We start from the raw sequence: 20,740 nt of genomic DNA, 5'->3' as shown, positions 1-20,740 counted from the left end.
CCAATCTTAACTTGACAATTTGCCACTTTGTAATTTTGATAATTTTCGCTGTGTTTACAAATATCGCTGAAGGACTTGGGCAGTCGCTTGTCCAGTTTTTGTCCAGCTAAATTGACTGGCTCTAGCAAGACTAGCTTGACGAAGACGCGATCGCCATCCTGAATCCGTCACCACTGCCTGCATCGCATCGGCAATTTCTCCCACGTTGTAGGGATTGACTAAAAGGGCGGCGTCACCCGCGACTTCTGGCAGCGAGGAGAGGTTGGAAGTAATCACGGGGGTGCCACACGCCATTGCTTCTAAAACGGGCAGTCCAAAGCCCTCCCAGAGGCTAGGGAAGACAAGAGCGATCGCTTGATTGATTAGCGTCGGCAATTCCTCGTAGGAAACGTAATCTAGAAATTTTACTTGATTCTTTATATTTAGCTGTTCCACCTGCGCCATCAACACAGGCGTATAACGCTTATCCCCAGATCCAGCTATCCATAATTCATTGTCACGGCAACTTGGTAAAGTAGCGAATGCGTCAATTAACCGAGCAATATTTTTGTAGGGATCTTGGCGACCAATGTAGAGGAAATAATTGCTTCTAGGAATATCTAGAAACCGAAAATGATTGACGTCATAAGCCAAATGAATTGGCGTAATTTTATCTTCTGGAATGTGGAAAAAATCAATAATATCCTGAGCGGTGGAGCTAGAGTTACAAATAATATGCTCAGCTTGCGCTAAAACCTGGGGAATATAGTAGCGGAAGTAGGGCGTTAGGGGAGAAAAGCGTTTAGGAAACCGCAGCGGGATGAGATCGTGAACCATTACCACTGAACGGCAACCCGCATACAACGGCGCTTCAGGAACTGGGGAAAATATTAAACTAGAATTCAATTTTTTGTAAATTTCGGGCAACTGCCGCTGCGTCCACAGCAGACGGCGAAAATGCCCTTTTGACCCTTGTGCGGGGGTTAGATCCGACGGAACTGGATAGCAGCGATAGTTGGGAAAATTTTGGGCTGTCAGTAAGGTTGGTTCGAGAGGCTGGAGGTGCGGAAAAAGATTTATGGCATAGGTGCTGATGCCAGTCGGTTGGGAAAAAATGAAGGAAAGATTGACTAGGAGTGGAGACAGCAAGGTTAGTATCGCTTTTTTAAATAGAGGAAGACGCCGTAAAGTTTACCAAGGGCGACCGACGGTTTTACTACAAGTAACATAAACGCATGGAAAATAAGACGGAGAAACCGTAGCGATCGCACTGTTAAACTTGCATATTTTTCCAAGGTTAACAAGTAGCTATAGGTACTGTGCTTGATTTTATTAAAAATGTTTCTGTTTGTAATCGAAGATGGTTGATGTCCGACGCGAATCAGAGAGGTAATACCGATTAAATGCCCCTGTAGGGAATAGCGTCTACAAAAATCAAAATCTTCATAATAAAGAAAGTAAGCCGGGTCAAACTCAGGACAACTGGGAAACTTTCGGAAATTGACCAGCAGACTACATCCCGAAACCCAATCGCAGGGCATATAAGCTAATTTTGGATGCGTCAACAACAGGTTTTCAGAGAGAATTGTTCCAGTTTCAGGAATAAAGCGTCCTCCACCAAACCAAACTTCTCCTGCCGGTGTATAGATAAAAGTGCCAACAATAGAAAGTTCTGGATAAGTCTTAAAAAAGGCTGGCACTTGTTCTAGAGTCTTTTCTAGAAGATAGCTGTCCGGGTTGATAATCCAGACGATTGCTTCATTATCTTGCTCATAAATCCAATTTAAACCTAAGTTACAGCCTTTGCCAAATCCTAGATTAGTTTTTGCTTGAAGAATCAGAATACTATCCGTTTTGACTTGCTCAATTGAAGCATCATCTAAAGAGTTATTGACAATAACAACCTGATAGGGAACCTCGCTATCCTCCGGAAACGATCTAATGAGTTGAGTAACCAAATCTGTTGAATAATAGTTAACTGTAACGAAATAGATCACGTTAGTTCAACGTGGCAATCATCACCAATCATAAAACGCAGGGCCTTGGGTCGGCGGTGGGCCGCGGTTAGCTGGGCGCGTTGCCCAATTAGACTATCTACAATTCGCTGATGAATTCCCACCACTTGAGCGCCCTGTAAGATAACACTATGCTCAAGATCGGCGTCGATTAGGATGCTGCAATCACCAATGCTACTATAGGGGCCAATAAAGCAGTTTTCGATGTGGCAATCTCGACCGATAATCGCAGGACCCCGAATGGTACTGTTAACAACTTTTGACCCTTCACCAATTTCCACTCGTCCAATGATTTGAGTTTGGTCATCCAGCTGACCTTGAACTGAACCAACGAGATAACTATCTAGAATAATTTGATTGGCTGACAAAAGATCGTCTTTTTTTCCAGTATCCAGCCACCAGCCATCTAATTGACAGGCTTCTACGTTTTTTTGCTGGTCAATCAAGCATTGAATGGCATCTGTAATTTCCAGTTCGCCTCGCTTAGATGGGTGGATACAAGCAATGGCGTGATGGATGCTGTAGTTGAAAAAGTAAATCCCTACCAAGGCAAGATTGGAGGGAGGAACTTGGGGTTTTTCCACCAGATACAATACTCGTCCCTTCTCATCCACTTTGGCGACACCAAAGGCGCTGGGATTAGCCACTGGACGCAAGAGAATCATCGCGTCCAAGTTTTGGGCTTTGAAGGTGTCCAGAAATGGATCTAAATTGTTCTGGATCAGGTTATCGCCCAGGTACATGATGAAGGGTGCATCTTCCAAGAAAGGTTGGGCAATTTGGACGGCGTGGGCAAGTCCTGCTGGCTGTTCCTGGAGAATGTACGTAATTCTGGCACCGAAGCGATCGCCATCGCCAGTTTTGGCTTGAACTTCTGCGCCGGTTTCGGGACTGATAATAATACCAATGTCGGTAATGCCTGCGGCAACGATGCGTTCGATGCCGTACCAGAGGATGGGTTTGTTCGCGACGGGCACGAGTTGTTTTGCCCCCGTATAGGTGAGAGGACGCAGCCTCGTGCCTTTACCGCCGGAGAGAATTAAAGCTTTCATCGCCTATGTACTCCAGTAACATCTGCCGCAATCCCTGTCGCCAGTGGGGGGGATAAGTTCCCATAACCGCAGATATTTTCCCACACGAAAGGACAGAATAGGCGGGACGATGTGCGGGAGTGGGATATTCAGCAGTAGTAATGGGGATGATGCGCTGGACTTTTAAGGGGAACCCCACGTGTTTGGCTTCTTCAAAGATGGCAACAGCAAAGTCATACCAGCTGGCGACACCGCTATTGGTGTAGTGGTAGGTTCCGGCGATTTCTGGTGTCAGATGGGGAATGAGTTGGGCGATCGCTTGTGCTAAATCTTTTGCCCAAGTCGGGCTACCAATTTGATCGGCAACGACGCGGACTTCCTCTTGCTCTCCACCCAATCGCAGCATGGTTTTGACAAAATTACTTTTGCCGTGAGTGCCATATACCCATGCAGTTCTGAAAATCAGGTGTTGGGTGCAGGTTTCCCGAATGGCTTCTTCCCCAGCGAGTTTAGATTCACCGTAGACGCTAACGGGGTTAGTGGCGTCAGTTTCCCCGTAGGGGTGACTCTGGCTACCATCGAAAACATAATCGGTAGAGATGTGAATCAGGAAAGATCCCTGTTTTTGGGCTTCCTGGGCAAGAATGCTGGGCGCGATCGCATTGACACCTTTTGCCAGTTCCGGTTCACTCTCAGCTTTGTCTACAGCCGTATAAGCAGCTGCATTGATGATAATCTGGGGCTGGACTTCCCCAATTATTTGACGAAGGATATCTGGCTGGGAGAGGTCTACAGTAGGGCGTCCAACAGCAACTATCTCCTGGTAGGGGGCGAGGGTTTGTTGCAATTCTTTACCAACCTGCCCTGTACAGCCGATTAGGAGGATGCGAGTCATGGAAATACTTCAGCGGTTTTGAGGGGTTGACCAGATTGATTTTTGGCAAATCACACTTGCGGTGCGCTCAAAAGCCAGCCATGCCTATAGCCGGGTCATTCCAAGGTTACACCGCTTATGCTGTGATGCATAGTGTTCAGCAGTTTTGTATAATAACTCGGATTCTATTATCTTTAGTATGTTATTTAGTGTTAGACAGCACTTATAGTGCCCATAATCTGATGCAGTGCTGGCACTGCAAGTGACTAGTGGAAATAGAGTGTAGTTGAAAAATTCTAAATAAACTCCCGATTCAGGCTGAGATGGCAGAAGTTTATAGTGTTCCTCTAGCAAAAAAGTAACATGGGCAAAAAGGTAGCTATTGTTCAGTCAAACTATATTCCTTGGAAAGGTTACTTTGACTTAATCAATAGTGTAGATGAATTTATTTTGTATGATGATATGCAATATACTCGAAGAGATTGGAGAAATCGAAATAAAATTAAAACTCCTAAAGGCACAGAATGGTTGACTATTCCTGTTGAGGTTAAAGGAAAATACTTTCAAAAAATCAACGAAACAAATATCTCAGAATCAAGTTGGAATCAAAAACATTTAAAGTCCCTTTTTCATAACTACAGCAAAGCTAAATGTTTTGATAAATACATTGACAGGTTTAAAAATATGTATTTAAAGGCACAAATGTCAAAATTGAGTGATATCAATCATTTTTTTATTATAAAAATTTGTAATTTATTAGAAATAGAAACTAAAATTACATGGTCTTCAAATTATCAATTATTAGAAGGTAAATCAGAGAGATTGCTCAGTCTATGTCAACAAGCTGGTGCTTCGCAATACATCTCTGGTCCAGCAGCGCATGATTATCTCAATATAGAAATTTTCGATTCTGCGGGAGTAGAAGTAATATTTTATGATTACACAGGATACCCTGAATATAAACAACTGTTCCCTCCCTTCGATCACTATGTAAGTATTATAGATTTAATATTAAATGAGGGTGAAAACGCAAAAAAATTCATGAAAAGTTTTTGACATGGACATTTCCATAGTTACAACTATGTATTACTCTTCTCCTTACCTGAAGGAGTTTTATAGGCGGATAAAGGTGGAGGTAGAGAAAGTAACTGATAATTACGAGATTATCTTTGTTAATGACGGGTCGCCTGATGATTCTTTAGAAGTAGCTGTTTCGATCTACGAAGAGAATTCCAAAATCAGAGTAGTAGATTTGTCTCGTAACTTTGGACATCACAAGGCAATGATGACTGGTTTGTCTTATGCTAAAGGCGAAAAAATATTTCTAATTGATTGCGATCTAGAGGAGGAACCTGAATTATTTAGTCTGTTCTATCAGCAATTATTAGATAGAAACTGTGATGTGGTTTATGGAGTTCAAAAAATTAGAAAAGGGGGAATTTTTGAGCAGCTATCTGGTGCTTTTTTTTATCGGCTCCTTAGCTATTTAGCCGACGTTGATTTACCTCAAAATATTGTTACCGCAAGGTTAATGAGTAGAAAGTATGTTAAAAGTTTATTAAGATTTAGGGAAAGAGAAGTATTCTTAGCAGGAGTTTGGCACATTACTGGATATGAACAAGTTCCTATGTATGTAGTTAAACATTCAAAATCAGAAACTACATATAGCTTTAGCAAAAAAATGAATATTTTAGTAAATGCGGTAACATCTTTTAGCAATAAACCTTTAATCTATATTTTTTATATAGGTTTATTTATGGCATTGATATCTGCTATTTTTATTCTAGACTTGGTAAGGCGTAAACTTTTATTTAATACTACCCTTGTAGGTTGGACATCTCTGATTGTTTCTATATGGTTTATAGGAGGTCTCATAATATGCTTTTTGGGTGTAATTGGAATGTATATTTCAAAAATATTTATTGAGACTAAAAATAGACCTTATACAATAGTTCGGCAATTGTATCAGAGGTTAGAAAAACATGAACAGTAAATTTAATTCTATTAAAGAGGATGTTAAATATTATTACACCGAAAAACTAGCTATATACGGTTCTGTACCTCAAGGTGTAGATTGGAATTCTCTAGAGTCTCAACAAATAAGGTTTGAGCAACTGCTAAAGCTATGCAATCAACCAGCTCATTTTTCTATCAATGACTATGGATGTGGATACGGTTCTTTATTTGCATTTATGGCTGAAAAAAGCTACAAATTTAACTATAGGGGCTTTGACTTGTCAGAAGCAATGATTGCCAAAGCAAGAGAATTGTATCACGATAAACCTAATTGCTATTTTTCCTCGGATAATAATTTTTCTTTGGTTTCCGATTACACGATTGCTAGCGGGATTTTTAATGTAAAACTGGATAGAAGCAATCAGGAGTGGGAAGAATATATTATTGAAACTTTGAATAGTATCAATATTATCAGCCAATCTGGTTTTGCATTTAACATTTTAACTAGTTATTCCGACAGAGAGTATATGCAAGATCATTTATATTACGCCGATCCATGCTTCTATTTTGATTTATGCAAAAAAAGATTTTCTAGAAATGTAGCTTTACTGCATGATTATGGACTATATGAATTTACTCTAATAGTTAGAAAAAATAAAATTTAATTTTAATAAAAGTAAAATAACAATTAAAAGCACAATGAGTAAAATAGTTATTTTTGGTACTGGAGACATCGCACAGCTGGCACATTTTTATTTGACCCATGACAGCAATCATGAAGTGGTAGCTTTCACGGTAGATAGAGAATACCTTAAGTTAAGTGAATTTTGTGGTCTACCGCTTGTTCCATTTGATGAAGTTGAACAAAATTACTCGCCTGAAGTCCATGAAATGTTTATTGCTGTTAGTTACGCAAAGCTTAATACGGTTAGGACAAATAAATATAATTTAGCTAAGCAAAAAGGGTATAAGTTAATTAGTTACATTAGTTCTAAAACTACACATTGGGGTGACACCCAAATTGGTGATAATTGTTTTATTTTAGAAGACGTTACTATCCAACCCTTTGTAAAAATTGGTAATAACGTCACAGTTTGGAGTGGAAATCATATAGGACATCATTCTGAGATAAAGGATAACTGTTTTATTACTTCTCATGTTGTGATTTCAGGTGGAGTTAAAATTTGTGAAAGCTGCTTTATAGGCGTTAATGCCACTATTAGAGATCATGTCACTGTAGCAAAAGGATGTGTCATTGGCGCTGGAGCATTAATTCTTCAGGATACTCAAGAAAATGGAGTTTACGCATCTGATGCAGCAGAGTTATCCAAAGTTCCGAGCAATCGATTAAGAAATTTATAGGTAGTTTGAAATGAAATGGAAAAAGCTAGGGCTAATTTTTTGTCCCAATAATAATTATGAATGGATGATATCTCATGCAGCTAACCCAGTAGCAGAATATCTTGAAAAAGATACTTTTAAAATATATTTCAGCTGTAGGGATAGGAAAAACAGATCGAGTATTGGATTTATAATTATTAATCTTAACAATCCCCAGCAAGTCATACAAATATCCAATCAACCTGTAGTTCAGCCAGGGGAAATAGGCACCTTTGATGACAGCGGTGTTTCTATGGGATGCTTGACTATCCTTGATGAAAAAAGATATCTCTACTATCTTGGATGGAATCTGGGCGTAACGGTTCCGTGGCGTAATAGTATCGGTTTAGCTATTAGCAATTCACTAGAGTCTGAGTTTAAACGATTTTCTAAAGCACCAATTGTCGATAGAAATGAAGTTGACCCGCTTTCTATATCCTACCCTTGGGTAATGCGGGATGGTCAAGTCTGGAAAATGTGGTATGGATCTAATCTAAAATGGGGTTCCCAACCGACTGACATGGCATACTTAATCAAATATGCCGAGTCATTAGATGGTATTAATTGGATAAGAGAAGGGACGATTGCGCTTAACTTTAAATCTCCTGATGAATATGCCATAGCCAAACCTTGTGTAATTAAAGAGAATGGTATATATAAGATGTGGTATTCATACCGGGGCACTGCTTATCGGATTGGCTATGCAGAATCATTAGATGGTATTCACTGGGAAAGGTTTGATGAAAAATTTTGCCTTAATGTGTCTACTTCAGGCTGGGATTCTGAAAGTGTTGAGTATCCCTTCGTTTTTAATTATAAAGATGAAAAATATATGTTATACAATGGTAACGGATATGGTAAGTCTGGATTTGGATTGGCTATTTTAGTCTAAAATTGAGTAAAGTTCATGGCAGAATTGAAAGGTATAAGCTAGTTGTCATTTTATTTGATTAATTATCATATAAATTTTTTTTGAATTTAAAGCTTTCGTTCTCAACGATGTAAGCCCTGTTACATTCGAAAAAAAATATTAACCTCTGCGGAATTTTCTTTGGAATTGGATTTATTTCATCCAAACTTTCGCCCAAGGCTCTGTAAATGTTTTCAACAAAGCTGATTGACAAATGGGGTCAGCACACATTGTATTATTTGAGACAAATTTTACAGAGTAAATACTTTGTGTTGTTCCATTCATGGACATCAAAGGAAACAGACTAGACTATTTGAGAAATGATTACCTGTACTTGTCAATTCTGCGAGTTGGCAGCGCTCTCCAAGGACATCTAAATTTGAAAAGGGAGAACTATCTAAATTGTCAGATACCACGGTGAAACTAATTCACAAAGTTGCAGAATTGGATGCTTTCATTACTGGCTTGGCTAAACTCCGTTTTTACAGAGCTAATGTATTCGTCAGAGAAATGGTAAAAAAGCCTCTATTCACGGCTTGGACATCAGCGGTAAATACTGCAAGTTTAAGTCTGACCTTTAATCAAAATTTAACGCTTTACATAAATTGTAAGTATGCCTTCGATTTGGCACCAGGGTATTCGGGTTTGCAGGAGAGAGAGAAAGAAACAATAGCACATTTAAAAAAAGTTGGTTAAGTATAATGACTCACCTATATATTCTTCTGACAATTCTGCTTACAGTTTATGGTCAAATTATTATTAAGTGGCAAGTTAATGCTGCGGGTTCATTTCCAGTGGAAGCATCAGAAAAACTGTGGTTTATTTTACGCTTGCTAGCTAATCCTTGGATAATTAGTAGCTTTGCCTGTGCTTTTTTAGCAGCAGTTTCATGGATGGCTGCTATGACTAAGTTTACGCTCAGCTATGCCTATCCCTTCACGAGCATCACATTTGTTTTAGTACTTAGTCTCAGTTCCATCTTCTTTCACGATGCAATCACAATGCCTAAAGTTGTAGGGATGGGTTTAATCGTTGCAGGTATAGTAATAGGAAGTCAGGGATGAAGGTGTGTGGTATGTGCGGCAAACACTTTGAGATATTGGGATGGACTTGTACCTCTTGTGGTCATGCACCAAAGCTGGTAGATGGCTATGTGGCATTCGCACCTCAACTGGCAGAAGCAAGTGATGGCTTTGAGGCTAGGTTTTTTACTAAGCTTGCTACCCTAGAAGCGGAGAACTTTTGGTTTCGTTCCCGCAACCGTTTGATAATTTGGGCCTTGCAACGCTATTTTCCCCAAGCTAAAAGCTTTTTGGAAATCGGCTGTGGAACTGGATTTGTCTTGTGGGGCATTGAGCAAGCATTTCCTAAACTTCGTTTGTGGGGGAGTGAAATCTTTACCATAGGCTTGGATTTTGCTGCTCAGCGGCTATCTAAGGCAGAGTTATTTCAGATGGATGCTTGTAAAATCCCCTTTGCAAATGAATTTGATGTCATTGGTGCTTTTGATGTTTTGGAACATATCAAAGAAGACGGAAAAGTTTTAGCCCAAATGTATCAAGCAACTAAGCCAGGGGGCGGTATTGTGCTGACTGTTCCACAGCATCGTTGGCTCTGGAGCCAAGCTGATGACTATGCTCACCATGTACGTCGGTATCACGCCCAAGAGTTAAAAACTAAAGTGGAATGTGCCGGATTCACAGTAGTAAGAATGACATCCTTTGTTTCGCTGCTACTACCTTTAATGGCGCTCTCTCGTTTGCAGCAGCGAAAACCTAATCCAAACTATGATGCTACATCTGAGCTGAGGATTAGTGGCTGGATGAATGCTATCTTAGAGAGCATTCTATACTTGGAAAAGACCATGATCCGTCTTGGCTTCTCATTTCCTGCTGGTGGCTCCTTGCTTTTGATAGCAAGTCGCAGTTGAGAGTCTTGTGAACATTCCCTTCAATAAGCCATTTACTACTGGTAGAGAGCAGGAGTACCTTCAGCAAGCGATCGCTAACGCCCATCTTTCCGGAAATGGCGAATTTACTAAAAAATGTCATGCTTGGTTAGAGTCAGAAATTGGCTGCTACAAAGCATTGTTAACCCACTCCTGTACGGCAGCACTAGAGATGGCAGCCATCCTTGCCGAGATCCAGCCAGGAGATGAGGTGGTTATGCCGTCATACACCTTTGTCTCGACTGCGAATGCCTTTGTGCTGCGGGGTGGCGTACCAGTGTTTGTCGATATTCGCCCAGATACTCTAAATATTAATGAATCCAAAATAGAGGCAGCGATTACTCCCAAAACTAAAGCGATCGCTCCAGTTCATTATGCTGGTGTTGGCTGTGAAATGGACAAAATTATGGAAATTGCCCAGCATCACCAGTTGCTAGTAATAGAAGATGCAGCTCAAGGAATAGGCGCGGCTTACAAAGGGCGCTCTCTAGGCAGTATTGGTCATTTAGCCGCTGTTAGCTTTCACGAAACTAAGAATGTAATTTGTGGTGAAGGGGGCGCATTGCTGGTTAATGACCCAGAATTATGCGATCGCGCTGAGATAATTTGGCAAAAGGGAACCAACCGCAGCCAATTCTTCCAGGGGTTAGTGGACAAATATACTTGGGTGGATATTGGCTCATCTTACTTGCCAAGTGAAATCAATGCTGCATTTCTATGGGCGCAGCTAGAATCAGCCAATACTATCACCCGCAAAAGGCTGGACATTTGGCAGCAATATGACGAGGCGTTTGCTGACTTGGAAGAGCGAGGTACGGTGCGCCGTCCCATTATTCCGGCAGAATGCCAGCACAATGCCCATATGTACTATTTGCTTCTACCAGATTTAGAGAGCCGCACTGCATTAATAGAAAAATTGAAGGTTTGTGGCATCAATGCTGTATTTCATTACGTACCCCTACACTCTTCCCCAGCCGGAAGAAGGTATGGTCGCGTTTGTGGCAATATGAATGTGACTGACGATATTTCTAATCGGCTGCTCCGTTTACCGATATTTTATGAGTTAAGCGACCAGCAGATTCAAGTAATTACCAAGGCAGTGAAGCAGTTTTTCCATGAAAACTAATGTTAGTTGGCTTTACTTTCAGCGACTCCCTGCTTTCCTCAAAGTCTTCCTGCTCGCTGCCGCGCTAGTTACTACCTCATTCATACTTCAGAGCAATATCGGCATAAACTTAGGTGACGAAGGTTTCCTATGGTATGGAACCATACATACAGCTCTAGGCGAAGTACCTATTCGAGACTTCCAGTCTTACGATCCAGGTCGATATTACTGGGGTGCAGCTTGGTTCAAAATTTTTGGCAATGATAGCATCCTTTCCTTGAGGATATCCACAGCCATTTTCCAGACTATAGGTTTGGCTTTTGGACTGTTATCCCTCAAACGAGTAACTCAATCTTGGTGGTTACTGGCTATCGAAGGATTATTACTACTGCTCTGGATGTTCCCGCGCCACAAGCTTTTTGAGCCAAGTATCGCAATGGCTGCCGTGTATTTTGGTATTTTACTCCTCGAAAGACCTTCATTACTTCGACATTTTATCGCTGGAGTTTTTGTTGGCTTGGCAGCTTTTCTAGGGCGTAATCACGGTCTGTATGCATTCTTATCTTTTTTGCTTTTGATATTCTTCACTTGGGCAAAGCTCGGTAGAAATGATATTTTCAGACGCTTTGTAGCCTGGGGTTGTGGAATACTTATGGGCTACTCCCCCATGTTTTTTATGCTTTTCGTAGTTCCTGGTTTCTTTGAAAGCTTTGTAGACAGCATCAAATTTTTATTTCGTTTAGGCGGAACAAATTTACCGCTACCAGTTCCCTGGGTCTGGTATCCCAATTATTCTGAAATGAATCTTATTCAGGCTGCCAATGCATTTTCTATAGGAATATTTTTCTTAATATTGCCTTTATTTAATACTTTAATACTTATCCAATTATTTCTTTCAAAGCGTGATGCTCTTCGGCTAAAGCATCCACTGATTGCATCTACGTTTGTTAGCTTTCTGTATATGCACTATGCCTTTTCTCGCGCAGACTTAGGACATTTAGCTCAAGCTATTCATCCATTATTGATTGGATTAATGTGTCTTCCATCAATGTTTCGAGGGAATTTTAAGAAAAAAGCTAATACAGGTCTGCTGTCTATTACTTTCGCTGCAACACTGCTTAGTGTAGGTCTGGTCAGCCCGTACTACCTTAGGGTAACTGCTCCGCCAGAGCAGTATGTTCAAAGAAGCGTTACTGGCGATACGCTTTGGATGGATGTAGCAACTGCTAACTTAATCGATACGGTTATAAAAATTAATAATCAATTAATACAGCCTAACGAAGGATTGCTCATCGCGCCTCACTGGCCAACTTTTTATCCAATTGTGCAAAGAAAGTCCCCGATTTGGGATATTTACTTACTTTTTCCTGAAGTGGAAGATAGGCAAAAAACAATGATAGAGGAGCTTCGCAAGAAAAATGTTAACTGGATAATTTTAGGTGATATTGCTTTAGACGGTCGAGATGAACTACGCTTCAAAAATACTCATCCTCTTTTATGGAATCACTTCCAAGAGGACTTTGAGGTCATTGGCACTAAATCTCTTCCAGATAACTATGAACTCCTACAGAGAAAAGAATAGCTGCTAGGTTATGAAATATAAGCAATCTTTTATTCTTTTGATTTTTGTTCAGCTTCTCTACTTTACGCCGGTTTTTTTAAAGGGAGAAGTCATATTTCCTCACAATAACAATTATGAAGTAGTAGGTAGTAACTTAATAGTTGAGAATACCTACATATCCAATCGTAAATTTTCCGATCAGAGTTCCGTATACATTCCAGAAATTAATCAACATCTGAACGGAAACCATCATAGCTGGTTATCAACCTGGAACCCTTATGTGGAGTTAGGCCGCCCTACTTTTCAGCTTAGTGGCTTCAGCCGAGCATATTTGATAACTAATATGCTGTCTATATTTACCAAAAATCCTTTTATTCTCTATACTGCTTTAACTGTAATTACAGTTTGCCTTACGGGTATATTTTTATTTTTGTTTCTCAAGGCATTAGACCTTCATCCCCTCGCATGTTCTATTGCGGCAATAGGTTTATCTTTAGGTATATTTGTTTCCTACTGGTTAACCTTCATCATGTTTATTTCGACTATTTGCTGGTCTGTTTGCCTGCTCTGGCTGAACACGGAGTTTATCAAAAAGCCCTCTTTTTTAAGCGCTATAGGTATTTCATTTGCAACGTATAGCATTTTGATGACAGGCTATCCTCAATTTATAGTATTATCTGCTTACATCCTTGTTTCTTATACAATAGTTAGACTATGTAAATATACCATAAATGTAAAAAATAAATTTTATACTGCTTTGATGATATTAGGGCTTGTTGTATCTGGGGTATTAATGGCTTCACCCACTTATGCTGACCTACTTATTAATTCTCAACGTTCTGCTAGATTAAACGGTGTATCTGATGATTTCTTTCTGGCTGTATTACCAAAAATCAATAATTTCAGAGATTTAGGAATTTTTTTTACATCAATTTTCGATCCTTTTTGGCTTGGTAATCCTATCGACCCAAATTATCCAGTTACTTTTAATGGCTTAAGCTTAAATCCATTTTATTTCACTTTATTTTTATTTTCGTTTTTAAATAAACAATGGTGTAATTTATGGCCTTGGCAGCTATTTTCGATTCTTTGCCTGATTGGCACCATTTGGCCTCCAGCGTACCTATTTGCCGTTCATCATCTTGGGTTTAATCTATCCCGTTCTCAGTTATTAGGTGGAGCTATAATACCAGGATTCATTCTTTGCGGCTATGCCATCGATAACCTTGTAAGAAATAAATTAGTAAAACCGAGGTATTTAATTGCTTGGTCGTTGGTTCCCTTAACTGCTTTAAGCGCTCTACAATTAGTCTTCTGGTATAAACACTATGATTATTTAAATCTAAAATTTATTGCAGCGAGTTGGATTATTATTATGACTTTAGCTTTATTCATTGCAGTAAATAAAGCATTTTTGCTGCAATGCTTAGTTGTCATTTCTATCTTTATTTATGGACAATCTTTAATGCTTGTTAGGCCGCTTGATAATATACAAACATCATCGCCTTTAATAAGCTTAATAAAAAAAGAAACATCCGATGGTTCTCGCTTTGCTCTTGTTGGTAATGAAATAGTGGGTATAGTTCCATCTAATCAGGAAGCTTTATTTCAGATAAAAAGCATTCACTCCTATAATTCTTTATCGTCTAAGGACTATCAGAAAATAGTTTTAAACTGGAGCCAGTCTGGTACTAATACTTATGGAAGAAACTTTAATAAATTAGATTCAGAATCAAAGATAAGCAATAGTGATTTCAGCCTATCAGGAGTTAGCCTACTTATGTCCAAAACTCCTCTAACAAGTCAAAATTTTATAAAAATCGCTGAACTTAATGAGATTAAAGTTTATAAAAAATCACAGCAGCCAATTCTTCTATCGCAAACTCCAAATTATAGTATCGACAATGGTAACCAAGTAAGTTTAAAGTCATCTGTCGAGGAAAAATTCCCACTGAAAATACAAGAACATATCCTATTTGATGATTTCAAAAAAATTGAAGTAACACCTCTTGAACAAGAAACACTCTTATTTTTGAGCCAGCAATATCATCCTCAGTGGAGAGCAAATTCAAAAGATATTCCACTAAAAACAGTTATGGTTAATGGGTTTTATCAAGGTGTCATTATACCTCCTGGTATTAATGAAGTTGATTTGGCTTTTTTGCCCTATGTACTGTGGAGCTGGCTACCACAACTAATATATGCAATTTTGGGCTGTGTCTTACTAATTATTTGGTTTGTTAAATGTACAAGTCGGTTTGGTACTCTACCCCAATAATTATGAACAGGAAGCTTGGCTGCGATTGAACTCCATAGATCAATAACTTTTGTTAGAGTTGTTTACCCAAGCGTTCGGTACTACCGATTAGTATGCACCTTATGGAAATACTTCAGCAATGTTGAGGGGTTGACCGGCTTGGTCTTTGGCAGATAACACTGGCGAGTCGGTGAGGGGCCAGTCAATCGCTAAATCTGGGTCATTCCACAGGAGGCAGCGTTCATGCTGCGGCGCATAGTAGTCAGTTGTTTTGTACAACACTTCAGCGGCTTCTGAGACGACTAGAAAGCCGTGGGCAAAGCCGGAAGGTATCCAGAGTTGGCGTTTGTTCTCAGCACTGAGGAGGCAGCCCACCCACTGACCAAACGTAGGGGAGCTTTTTCGGATGTCTACAGCTACGTCAAAGATAGTGCCTGCGATCGCCCGTACCAACTTACCTTGAGGCTGTTGGATTTGGTAATGCAGTCCGCGCAAAACATATTGCGCTGAACGGGAATGGTTGTCTTGAGCGAAGTTAGCCGAAATTCCAGCTTTTTCACTAAAGGCTTTCTGGTTGTAGCTTTCGTAAAAGAACCCGCGATCATCTGAAAAGACTTTAGGCTCGATGATTAAAACATCGGCAATTTCAGTAGGCAGAATGTTCATTGTTAACTATAGTATTTAATCGCTGTTTTTAGCGCTTTTGTCACGTTTAAAATATTTGAATTTTGACTTTGCGCTTTCATCTCAATAGATTTCCAGCCCTTATACTTTTGGTTGTCTAAGCTTTTAGCAAATAAAGGATGATCGACAATTCCTGCACCAACTGGCTCCAAGTGAGGTTCGCTAATGTGAAAGTGACATAACTTCTTCCCTGACAGATTTATAGCTGTTTCAATATTCTCTCCGCTTAGAGTTATTCCAGCAGCATCTAAATGTAGACCAAAACCATTACTGTTTACCCGTTCTACTAGGTCTAAAGCTTGCTTTGAAGTTGTAATAAAGTCGCAATTATAGACGGCTGGATTGGGTTCAATACAAAACATTACTCCATTTTGATGTGCTACCTGCCCTATATCATAAAAAAAGGATGTTGCAATCTCTTCAGCTTCCTTCTGATCTAAGTTTTCAACACGTCTATTCTTGGGAGACCCAAAAACGAGATTCTGTACGCCTAGTTTACTGCCTAGTTCAGTCATTCCCGACAAGTATTCAAATGTTTCCTTGCGCTTCTCTGCACTTTCAAAGATGGTTAAGTCAGGTCTACCAAAAATAAGAGATTGCATAGCAACAATCTGAATGCCTCGGATCTGCCAAAAATTTCTGTACTCAGAAATCTCCGAATCTTTTGCAGATAATGGAGTATTCCAAACCTTGGTTGGTGCAATTTCTACACCTTTAATATTAAGCTCTTGCATCAATGTAGCAATAGATGCTTCTTCGCTAATTTGCCAAGCAATGTTAGAAATGGCAATTTTCATGGTTCTTGAGCGTCCTGTATTCATACAATTTGCTTCAATGCAAAATTTTTTAAATCTATTAATACTTGCTCTTTATTATACATATACAAATGATTATTTTTGTCTAGCAAATAGCTGTATTTAGTCCTAAAATCATATCTAGCTGGTTTACTTGAAGGCTCATTAGTAAATGTAAAACCAAATCCTTCAGAAGCCACTTCCCAAACTGCAATTGGTTCTGTTGCCAGATTAACCAGTTTTAAATCATTTTTTAGAAAAACTTGAATATCTTTCCAAAGATGGTCGAGGTTATAGAATTGAAACACACTATCTTTGTGAATTTGCTCAGTACAGTTATTGTGAATGAAGTCATAAATAATATTTTTTTTAAGACCCTCTCCAAAGAGACCTGGAAGACGAACAATCAGTGTATCGAATCGTTCCTTGACAAACCTCTCTAATTCCAAACGATGTTTCCCATAGGGATGCAAATTATTGGTATCAATTTCAGTATCTTCATCTACTTCTACAGCCACTGGATATACATCAACAGTCGATATTAATATAACCTTCTGTGCCGAAACTTTTCCTAAGCATTTTATCAGTCGGTTAATATTCTCTAAATCTTTGATAGGTTCCTTGTTAGCTAACCATTTAACCGCTGGCGCTCCCGAACAAACTAGCACATCAAAACTTTGATCAATGATTGATTCAATATTTTTAGAATTGTATAAACTGTTAAAGTAATTCTGGCGAACAATATTACTCCCTACAAATCCGCTGTATCCAATTAGGGCACTGCTCATATAAAAACCCTCTTTATTTGTCTAATTACTTTTTTGTATGGGGTGGATCGAATCGATGAAGACATGCTTTTATAAGAGTCTTCATAACAAGTAAGTTTCCTTTAATGGGGCTGATTTTAGTTGGAGTTGGTCCTTTGGCAGGATATCGCCGGGATACTGGTAGCTCTATAATGCGGTAGCCTAAACGAGCCGAGCGAATTGCAAGATAATAGTGCAATTCGTAGGCTGAAAATACTGTTCTAAAGGGCGCTACCCGTTCATCTAAAAGTAACCTACGGCTGTACGCCCGAAATCCATTCGTAGTATCAGTATAACGGAAGCCAGATGCAAGGCTTATTAGAGGGGCATGAATGAGTTTAATACCAACTAGCCGAGACAAGGGCGTATTGATAGCTTTCCCGCCTTTAATGAATCGGGAGCCTTGAATGTGGTCAAATCCCTGATCTAGGGCTGTAATAAAAGAGATAATGGCCTCTGGATCGTCTTTATTATTACCATCAATTGTAATGATTCCTTCGTAACCTTGTTGTAGGGCGTAAGCAAAAGCCATTCTTAATTGGGCACTCAATTTTCCAGTATCTTGCTTAGTTAGCAAAACTCGTACACCAAGTTCAGATAAGACATCTACTGATAAGGAACCATCAGTGCTACCTCCATCAGCAATAATAATGTCAATATTTTTAGATAACCATCTCATACGGTCTAACTGAGAGCTAATTTTTATTCCCTCATTGATAACAGGAATACACACACAGTATTTACTCTGTTTGGGCGCGAGTTCATCAGTTATATAATTTGGGAATTCCCAACTACTTGAAGGCATGGTAAATGAATTTTGCATTTAGACTTGAATGTTTTCCGAATCTTTTACGATATTTCTTCGTTCTCGATCCGCAATTAAAACAGAACTATTCTTTTCGTCAGCAACATAATATGCAGGTCCTCCTTTAAGCCGCTCCAAAATGGAACACACATACTCGCACAAAATAGTTAAGATTATAGAGACAAAAAAGAACATCAAAGCATTTTGTAGAGATAATGTAACCCACCCCTCGGCAACTTGATCTTTAAGCACGTAAACCAAGACGACGTAGCCAATATAAATTACATTTACGAGACTGGCTAAAAGACCTATGTAGCTAGCGAATCGTAGAGGACGGGATGAGTTGGCTACTATAATTTGTGAACCTAGAGCAATTAATTCAAGAAAACTCTTGGCTTTTGGTCTTCTGTATCTTTTAATAAACTCATAAGTAAAAGTCTGGCTTCTGTAGCCTACATAGGAGCTAAGAAGACGTAGGTAGCGATGCTTATCTTCGATCTGGGTAATCGCATTTACAACTTGTCGGCTTAACACTCGAAACTGAGTTGAATTCTTTATTAATGGTATTCTTAACAACCGTCTACAGAGCCAATAAAACAAATTTGCTCCCGCTCTCATCCACAAAGATTCATCAAGGCGGTTTCTGCGGACTCCTACCAGTATATCTTTGCCATTTTGGGCTTGTTGGATTAGTTCTGGGATTAGTTGCGGTGGATCGGATTCAGGAATCAGAACGACTACAAAATCTCCGATAACTGTGTCCAACCCTGATGCGATCGCAACATCAGTACCAAAATTTCTTGAGAGGCTGATCAATCTAATACATTCGTATTCTTTTAATATAAAAAATATTTTTTCTAACGTGTTATCCTCCGATCCATCATTAACCAGTACAACTTCATAGTTAGCGTAATTATTTCGCAACACTTGTATGACTTCAGCAACGAAAGCTTCTACGATCCGCGAGTCATTGTAAACGGGAGCTATTACTGAAACAAAACAATCAGAGTTAGGCATGAAGTTCAAGTTTCTTCACTATTCAGGAACTGGAGTTCATCAGGGATATCATAAACATTGTCAATTTTAGCTCCTAAAATACAAGTAAAGTTTTTTATACCTTGGTCTCTTCTGAAGAGGATTGGTCTACTATCATCTACCTCACTCTGAGGAAGAACGGTTTTTACTTCCCACAGAGAGTCTACATAGCGACAGTCTTTCAACCTAGGTATATACCGCTCTGCATCTCTGATCATATGGGGATAGTTAGTCTTACGTGTTATTTTACTTGGGTTATTACCTATTTCTACAGAAAAGTTTTCGGTATCTTGCCAGTAGCAATGAGGCGTATACCGAACATGGCTCAGTGTATGTAGTCCGCGTGATGGAAAAGGCATAATAGAGAAGAAGGGACCGCACATGACGGTAATACCTAAATGCTTCAGAGGTTCAGGTACTTCAACCAATGCCATCTCAGCCAATTCGTGCTTCAGAGGGATAGTGGGCAGTTCAGAAGCCACAAGAATATGGTTAATTGCTGAATAAGTGCAGTTAAAGACGTATGTAGCGGTGATGCTATCATCGCTATCCCCAGACTCAACAAAGACTTTAATCCCTAATTTGTCAATATTTTGTACCTTAACAACTTTTGAGTCTAATTTTACTTCAACACCTGCATCTTCAAGCTCATTTAACATCCTATTTTTCAGCTTGACAGCATCAAAAGCATACTCTTTTACCAAAAATACTTCTTCAATTAAATTTTGATTAAAAAGATTTTTTATATTTTTAGGAGCTGGCTTTAGAGGTGAATCAATACGGTGGCAAAAAAATTTAAATTGATTAGCCGTCACTTTCGATAATAACTTACCCATTGCATAATACTTGTCAAAACTACTATCAACACATTCTTGATACTCGCTGACAAATTTTGGAAAGTTTATTCTTGAACGCAGAGCCGTAAGAATGCTTCGTGGATAATGGTAGCCATTATGAACTCTAGCCTGGTTGGCATAAGATGCACGTTGAAGAATGTCAGTTTCTTTTTCGAGAATCAGAACATACTTCATGTGCTTCTTTAGAGCTAAAGCCATTCTACATCCAAAGAAACCCCCTCCAATTACAATTGCATTGTACTTTGACTGCTTCATTCAGCTTTAATGTCCATTAGTGCAGAGATATTTTGTTCTGGTACTCGAAGAATACGATAGCGCAAACTGGTAATTTTAAAGTTAACACCAGGAAGCAACGATGCCACATCCAATTTAAGCATAGGCTTAGTATTAGGCTCAATATAAAGAGGAAAGTTTATAGACTTCAAATGAGGAGGTAGTGAGATAGGTAGTTTTGATTTTGTATTGATAGGTTTTAAGAAGTAACGAGGCAACTTTCCGGCTAAGGGGATATATTTCCAGTAATTACTAATCTCATAATTTATATTTACTACAATAGGCAAAATTTGTGATTGAGTGATACTATGTTTTGAAATTAATGGTATTTCAATTACTGTGTTTTTTGCACTTTCACCTTGCCGGACCCTTACTTCCCCATCCCAAATTGGATCGGTTTTCCACAAAGCATCCTCACGCCTCTGCCAAATTAAGCTATGATTGGTCAAAGCTACAGGTTTATAGTTTTG

General features: G+C 39.2%; 22 protein-coding genes. 11 read left to right on the top strand and 11 right to left on the bottom strand.

Features of this window, described 5'->3' with window-relative positions:
* Positions 1-54: 54 nt before the first annotated feature.
* Genes NC997_RS06580 through rfbD form a run of 4 tightly spaced genes read right to left on the bottom strand, consistent with a single transcriptional unit; the run spans position 55 to position 3,920 of the window.
* Positions 55-1,128 carry a glycosyltransferase family 1 protein gene (locus tag NC997_RS06580; protein WP_190525337.1) on the bottom strand — a complete coding sequence of 358 codons (1,074 nt, stop codon included), beginning with the start codon at positions 1,126-1,128 and terminating at the stop codon, positions 55-57.
* Positions 1,129-1,130: 2 nt separating this feature from the next.
* Positions 1,131-1,976 carry a glycosyltransferase gene (locus tag NC997_RS06575; RefSeq protein ID WP_190525336.1) on the bottom strand — a complete coding sequence of 282 codons (846 nt, stop codon included), beginning with the start codon at positions 1,974-1,976 and terminating at the stop codon, positions 1,131-1,133.
* Positions 1,973-3,046: a glucose-1-phosphate thymidylyltransferase gene (locus tag NC997_RS06570; RefSeq protein WP_190525335.1), complete on the bottom strand. Its 1,074-nt coding sequence runs from the start codon at positions 3,044-3,046 to the stop codon at positions 1,973-1,975. The genes NC997_RS06575 and NC997_RS06570 overlap by 4 nt, the downstream gene beginning before the upstream one ends.
* Positions 3,018-3,920, bottom strand: a complete 903-nt coding sequence (gene rfbD, locus NC997_RS06565) for a dTDP-4-dehydrorhamnose reductase (RefSeq protein WP_190525334.1) — start codon at positions 3,918-3,920, stop codon at positions 3,018-3,020. The genes NC997_RS06570 and rfbD overlap by 29 nt, the downstream gene beginning before the upstream one ends.
* A 342-nt stretch (positions 3,921-4,262) precedes the next feature.
* Here rfbD and NC997_RS06560 point away from each other — a divergent pair, with 342 nt between their 5' ends.
* The 11 genes from NC997_RS06560 to NC997_RS06510 all read left to right on the top strand — a co-directional run bounded on the left by NC997_RS06560 (position 4,263) and on the right by NC997_RS06510 (position 15,037).
* Positions 4,263-4,955: a WbqC family protein gene (locus NC997_RS06560; RefSeq protein WP_190525333.1), complete on the top strand. Its 693-nt coding sequence runs from the start codon at positions 4,263-4,265 to the stop codon at positions 4,953-4,955.
* A 1-nt stretch (position 4,956) separates the two neighbouring features.
* Entirely contained in the window at positions 4,957-5,892 is a 936-nt protein-coding gene (locus tag NC997_RS06555) for a glycosyltransferase family 2 protein (protein WP_190525332.1), read from the top strand.
* A complete protein-coding gene (locus tag NC997_RS06550; RefSeq protein ID WP_190525331.1) occupies positions 5,882-6,520 on the top strand; it encodes a class I SAM-dependent methyltransferase in 639 nt (212 codons plus the stop codon). Before NC997_RS06555 ends, NC997_RS06550 begins: the two co-directional genes overlap by 11 nt.
* A gap of 34 nt (positions 6,521-6,554) precedes the next feature.
* Positions 6,555-7,217: an acetyltransferase gene (locus NC997_RS06545; protein WP_190525330.1), complete on the top strand. Its 663-nt coding sequence runs from the start codon at positions 6,555-6,557 to the stop codon at positions 7,215-7,217.
* Between the two features lie 10 nt (positions 7,218-7,227).
* Positions 7,228-8,127, top strand: coding sequence for a hypothetical protein (locus NC997_RS06540; RefSeq protein WP_190525329.1), 900 nt, complete (start codon positions 7,228-7,230; stop codon positions 8,125-8,127).
* Between the two features lie 420 nt (positions 8,128-8,547).
* Positions 8,548-8,841, top strand: a complete 294-nt coding sequence (locus NC997_RS06535; protein WP_190525328.1) for a hypothetical protein — start codon at positions 8,548-8,550, stop codon at positions 8,839-8,841.
* Positions 8,842-8,846: 5 nt separating this feature from the next.
* Positions 8,847-9,209 (top strand): hypothetical protein, encoded by a 363-nt coding sequence (locus NC997_RS06530; RefSeq protein WP_190525327.1) that lies wholly within the window; start codon positions 8,847-8,849, stop codon positions 9,207-9,209.
* Entirely contained in the window at positions 9,206-10,075 is an 870-nt protein-coding gene (locus tag NC997_RS06525) for a class I SAM-dependent methyltransferase (RefSeq protein ID WP_190525326.1), read from the top strand. Before NC997_RS06530 ends, NC997_RS06525 begins: the two co-directional genes overlap by 4 nt.
* A gap of 7 nt (positions 10,076-10,082) precedes the next feature.
* Positions 10,083-11,219, top strand: coding sequence for a dTDP-4-amino-4,6-dideoxygalactose transaminase (gene rffA / locus NC997_RS06520; protein ID WP_190525325.1), 1,137 nt, complete (start codon positions 10,083-10,085; stop codon positions 11,217-11,219).
* A complete protein-coding gene (locus NC997_RS06515) occupies positions 11,209-12,780 on the top strand; it encodes a hypothetical protein (protein ID WP_190525324.1) in 1,572 nt (523 codons plus the stop codon). The genes rffA and NC997_RS06515 overlap by 11 nt, the downstream gene beginning before the upstream one ends.
* Positions 12,781-12,790: 10 nt before the next feature.
* On the top strand, positions 12,791-15,037 hold the full coding sequence (locus tag NC997_RS06510; RefSeq protein ID WP_190525323.1) for a hypothetical protein: 2,247 nt from the start codon (positions 12,791-12,793) through the stop codon (positions 15,035-15,037).
* Positions 15,038-15,136: 99 nt separating this feature from the next.
* On the opposite strand, the gene rfbC is transcribed toward NC997_RS06510, so the two are convergent.
* Genes rfbC through NC997_RS06475 form a run of 7 tightly spaced genes read right to left on the bottom strand, consistent with a single transcriptional unit; the run spans position 15,137 to position 20,719 of the window.
* Positions 15,137-15,682 carry a dTDP-4-dehydrorhamnose 3,5-epimerase gene (gene rfbC / locus NC997_RS06505; protein WP_190525322.1) on the bottom strand — a complete coding sequence of 182 codons (546 nt, stop codon included), beginning with the start codon at positions 15,680-15,682 and terminating at the stop codon, positions 15,137-15,139.
* A 2-nt stretch (positions 15,683-15,684) separates the two neighbouring features.
* Positions 15,685-16,497, bottom strand: a complete 813-nt coding sequence (locus tag NC997_RS06500; protein WP_190525400.1) for a TIM barrel protein — start codon at positions 16,495-16,497, stop codon at positions 15,685-15,687.
* 20 nt (positions 16,498-16,517) lie between these two features.
* The gene (locus tag NC997_RS06495) at positions 16,518-17,282 is read right to left on the bottom strand and encodes an NAD-dependent epimerase/dehydratase family protein (protein ID WP_190525321.1); all 765 of its coding nucleotides are present in this window, start codon (positions 17,280-17,282) and stop codon (positions 16,518-16,520) included.
* A gap of 25 nt (positions 17,283-17,307) precedes the next feature.
* Positions 17,308-18,123 (bottom strand): glycosyltransferase family 2 protein, encoded by an 816-nt coding sequence (locus NC997_RS06490; RefSeq protein ID WP_199306061.1) that lies wholly within the window; start codon positions 18,121-18,123, stop codon positions 17,308-17,310.
* The gene (locus NC997_RS06485; RefSeq protein WP_190525320.1) at positions 18,124-19,122 is read right to left on the bottom strand and encodes a glycosyltransferase family 2 protein; all 999 of its coding nucleotides are present in this window, start codon (positions 19,120-19,122) and stop codon (positions 18,124-18,126) included.
* A 5-nt stretch (positions 19,123-19,127) separates the two neighbouring features.
* Complete coding sequence (locus tag NC997_RS06480; RefSeq protein WP_190525319.1) at positions 19,128-20,252, bottom strand: FAD-dependent oxidoreductase; 1,125 nt, start codon at positions 20,250-20,252, stop codon at positions 19,128-19,130.
* On the bottom strand, positions 20,249-20,719 hold the full coding sequence (locus NC997_RS06475; protein WP_190525318.1) for a hypothetical protein: 471 nt from the start codon (positions 20,717-20,719) through the stop codon (positions 20,249-20,251). Before NC997_RS06475 ends, NC997_RS06480 begins: the two co-directional genes overlap by 4 nt.
* Between the last annotated feature and the right edge of the window lie 21 nt (positions 20,720-20,740).

The sequence above is a fragment of the Trichocoleus sp. DQ-A2 genome, assembly GCF_039961915.1.
GTDB lineage: Bacteria > Cyanobacteriota > Cyanobacteriia > Cyanobacteriales > FACHB-T130 > FACHB-T130.
This window is presented reverse-complemented; position numbering and strand designations above follow the sequence as displayed.

Bases quoted from the DNA above. Each gene is read 5' to 3' on its own strand.
- NC997_RS06485 (WP_190525320.1), bottom strand. From the start codon at position 19,122: ATGCCTAACTCTGATTGTTTTGTTTCAGTAATAGCTCCCGTTTACAAT.
- NC997_RS06500 (WP_190525400.1), bottom strand. From the start codon at position 16,497: ATGAAAATTGCCATTTCTAACATTGCTTGGCAAATTAGCGAAGAAGCA.
- NC997_RS06480 (WP_190525319.1), bottom strand. From the start codon at position 20,252: ATGAAGCAGTCAAAGTACAATGCAATTGTAATTGGAGGGGGTTTCTTT.
- NC997_RS06515 (WP_190525324.1), top strand. From the start codon at position 11,209: ATGAAAACTAATGTTAGTTGGCTTTACTTTCAGCGACTCCCTGCTTTC.
- NC997_RS06510 (WP_190525323.1), top strand. From the start codon at position 12,791: ATGAAATATAAGCAATCTTTTATTCTTTTGATTTTTGTTCAGCTTCTC.
- rfbC (WP_190525322.1), bottom strand. From the start codon at position 15,682: ATGAACATTCTGCCTACTGAAATTGCCGATGTTTTAATCATCGAGCCT.
- NC997_RS06570 (WP_190525335.1), bottom strand. From the start codon at position 3,046: ATGAAAGCTTTAATTCTCTCCGGCGGTAAAGGCACGAGGCTGCGTCCT.
- NC997_RS06545 (WP_190525330.1), top strand. From the start codon at position 6,555: ATGAGTAAAATAGTTATTTTTGGTACTGGAGACATCGCACAGCTGGCA.
- NC997_RS06550 (WP_190525331.1), top strand. From the start codon at position 5,882: ATGAACAGTAAATTTAATTCTATTAAAGAGGATGTTAAATATTATTAC.
- NC997_RS06555 (WP_190525332.1), top strand. From the start codon at position 4,957: ATGGACATTTCCATAGTTACAACTATGTATTACTCTTCTCCTTACCTG.
- NC997_RS06495 (WP_190525321.1), bottom strand. From the start codon at position 17,282: ATGAGCAGTGCCCTAATTGGATACAGCGGATTTGTAGGGAGTAATATT.
- rfbD (WP_190525334.1), bottom strand. From the start codon at position 3,920: ATGACTCGCATCCTCCTAATCGGCTGTACAGGGCAGGTTGGTAAAGAA.
- NC997_RS06525 (WP_190525326.1), top strand. From the start codon at position 9,206: ATGAAGGTGTGTGGTATGTGCGGCAAACACTTTGAGATATTGGGATGG.
- NC997_RS06540 (WP_190525329.1), top strand. From the start codon at position 7,228: ATGAAATGGAAAAAGCTAGGGCTAATTTTTTGTCCCAATAATAATTAT.
- NC997_RS06560 (WP_190525333.1), top strand. From the start codon at position 4,263: ATGGGCAAAAAGGTAGCTATTGTTCAGTCAAACTATATTCCTTGGAAA.
- NC997_RS06490 (WP_199306061.1), bottom strand. From the start codon at position 18,123: ATGCAAAATTCATTTACCATGCCTTCAAGTAGTTGGGAATTCCCAAAT.
- NC997_RS06530 (WP_190525327.1), top strand. From the start codon at position 8,847: ATGACTCACCTATATATTCTTCTGACAATTCTGCTTACAGTTTATGGT.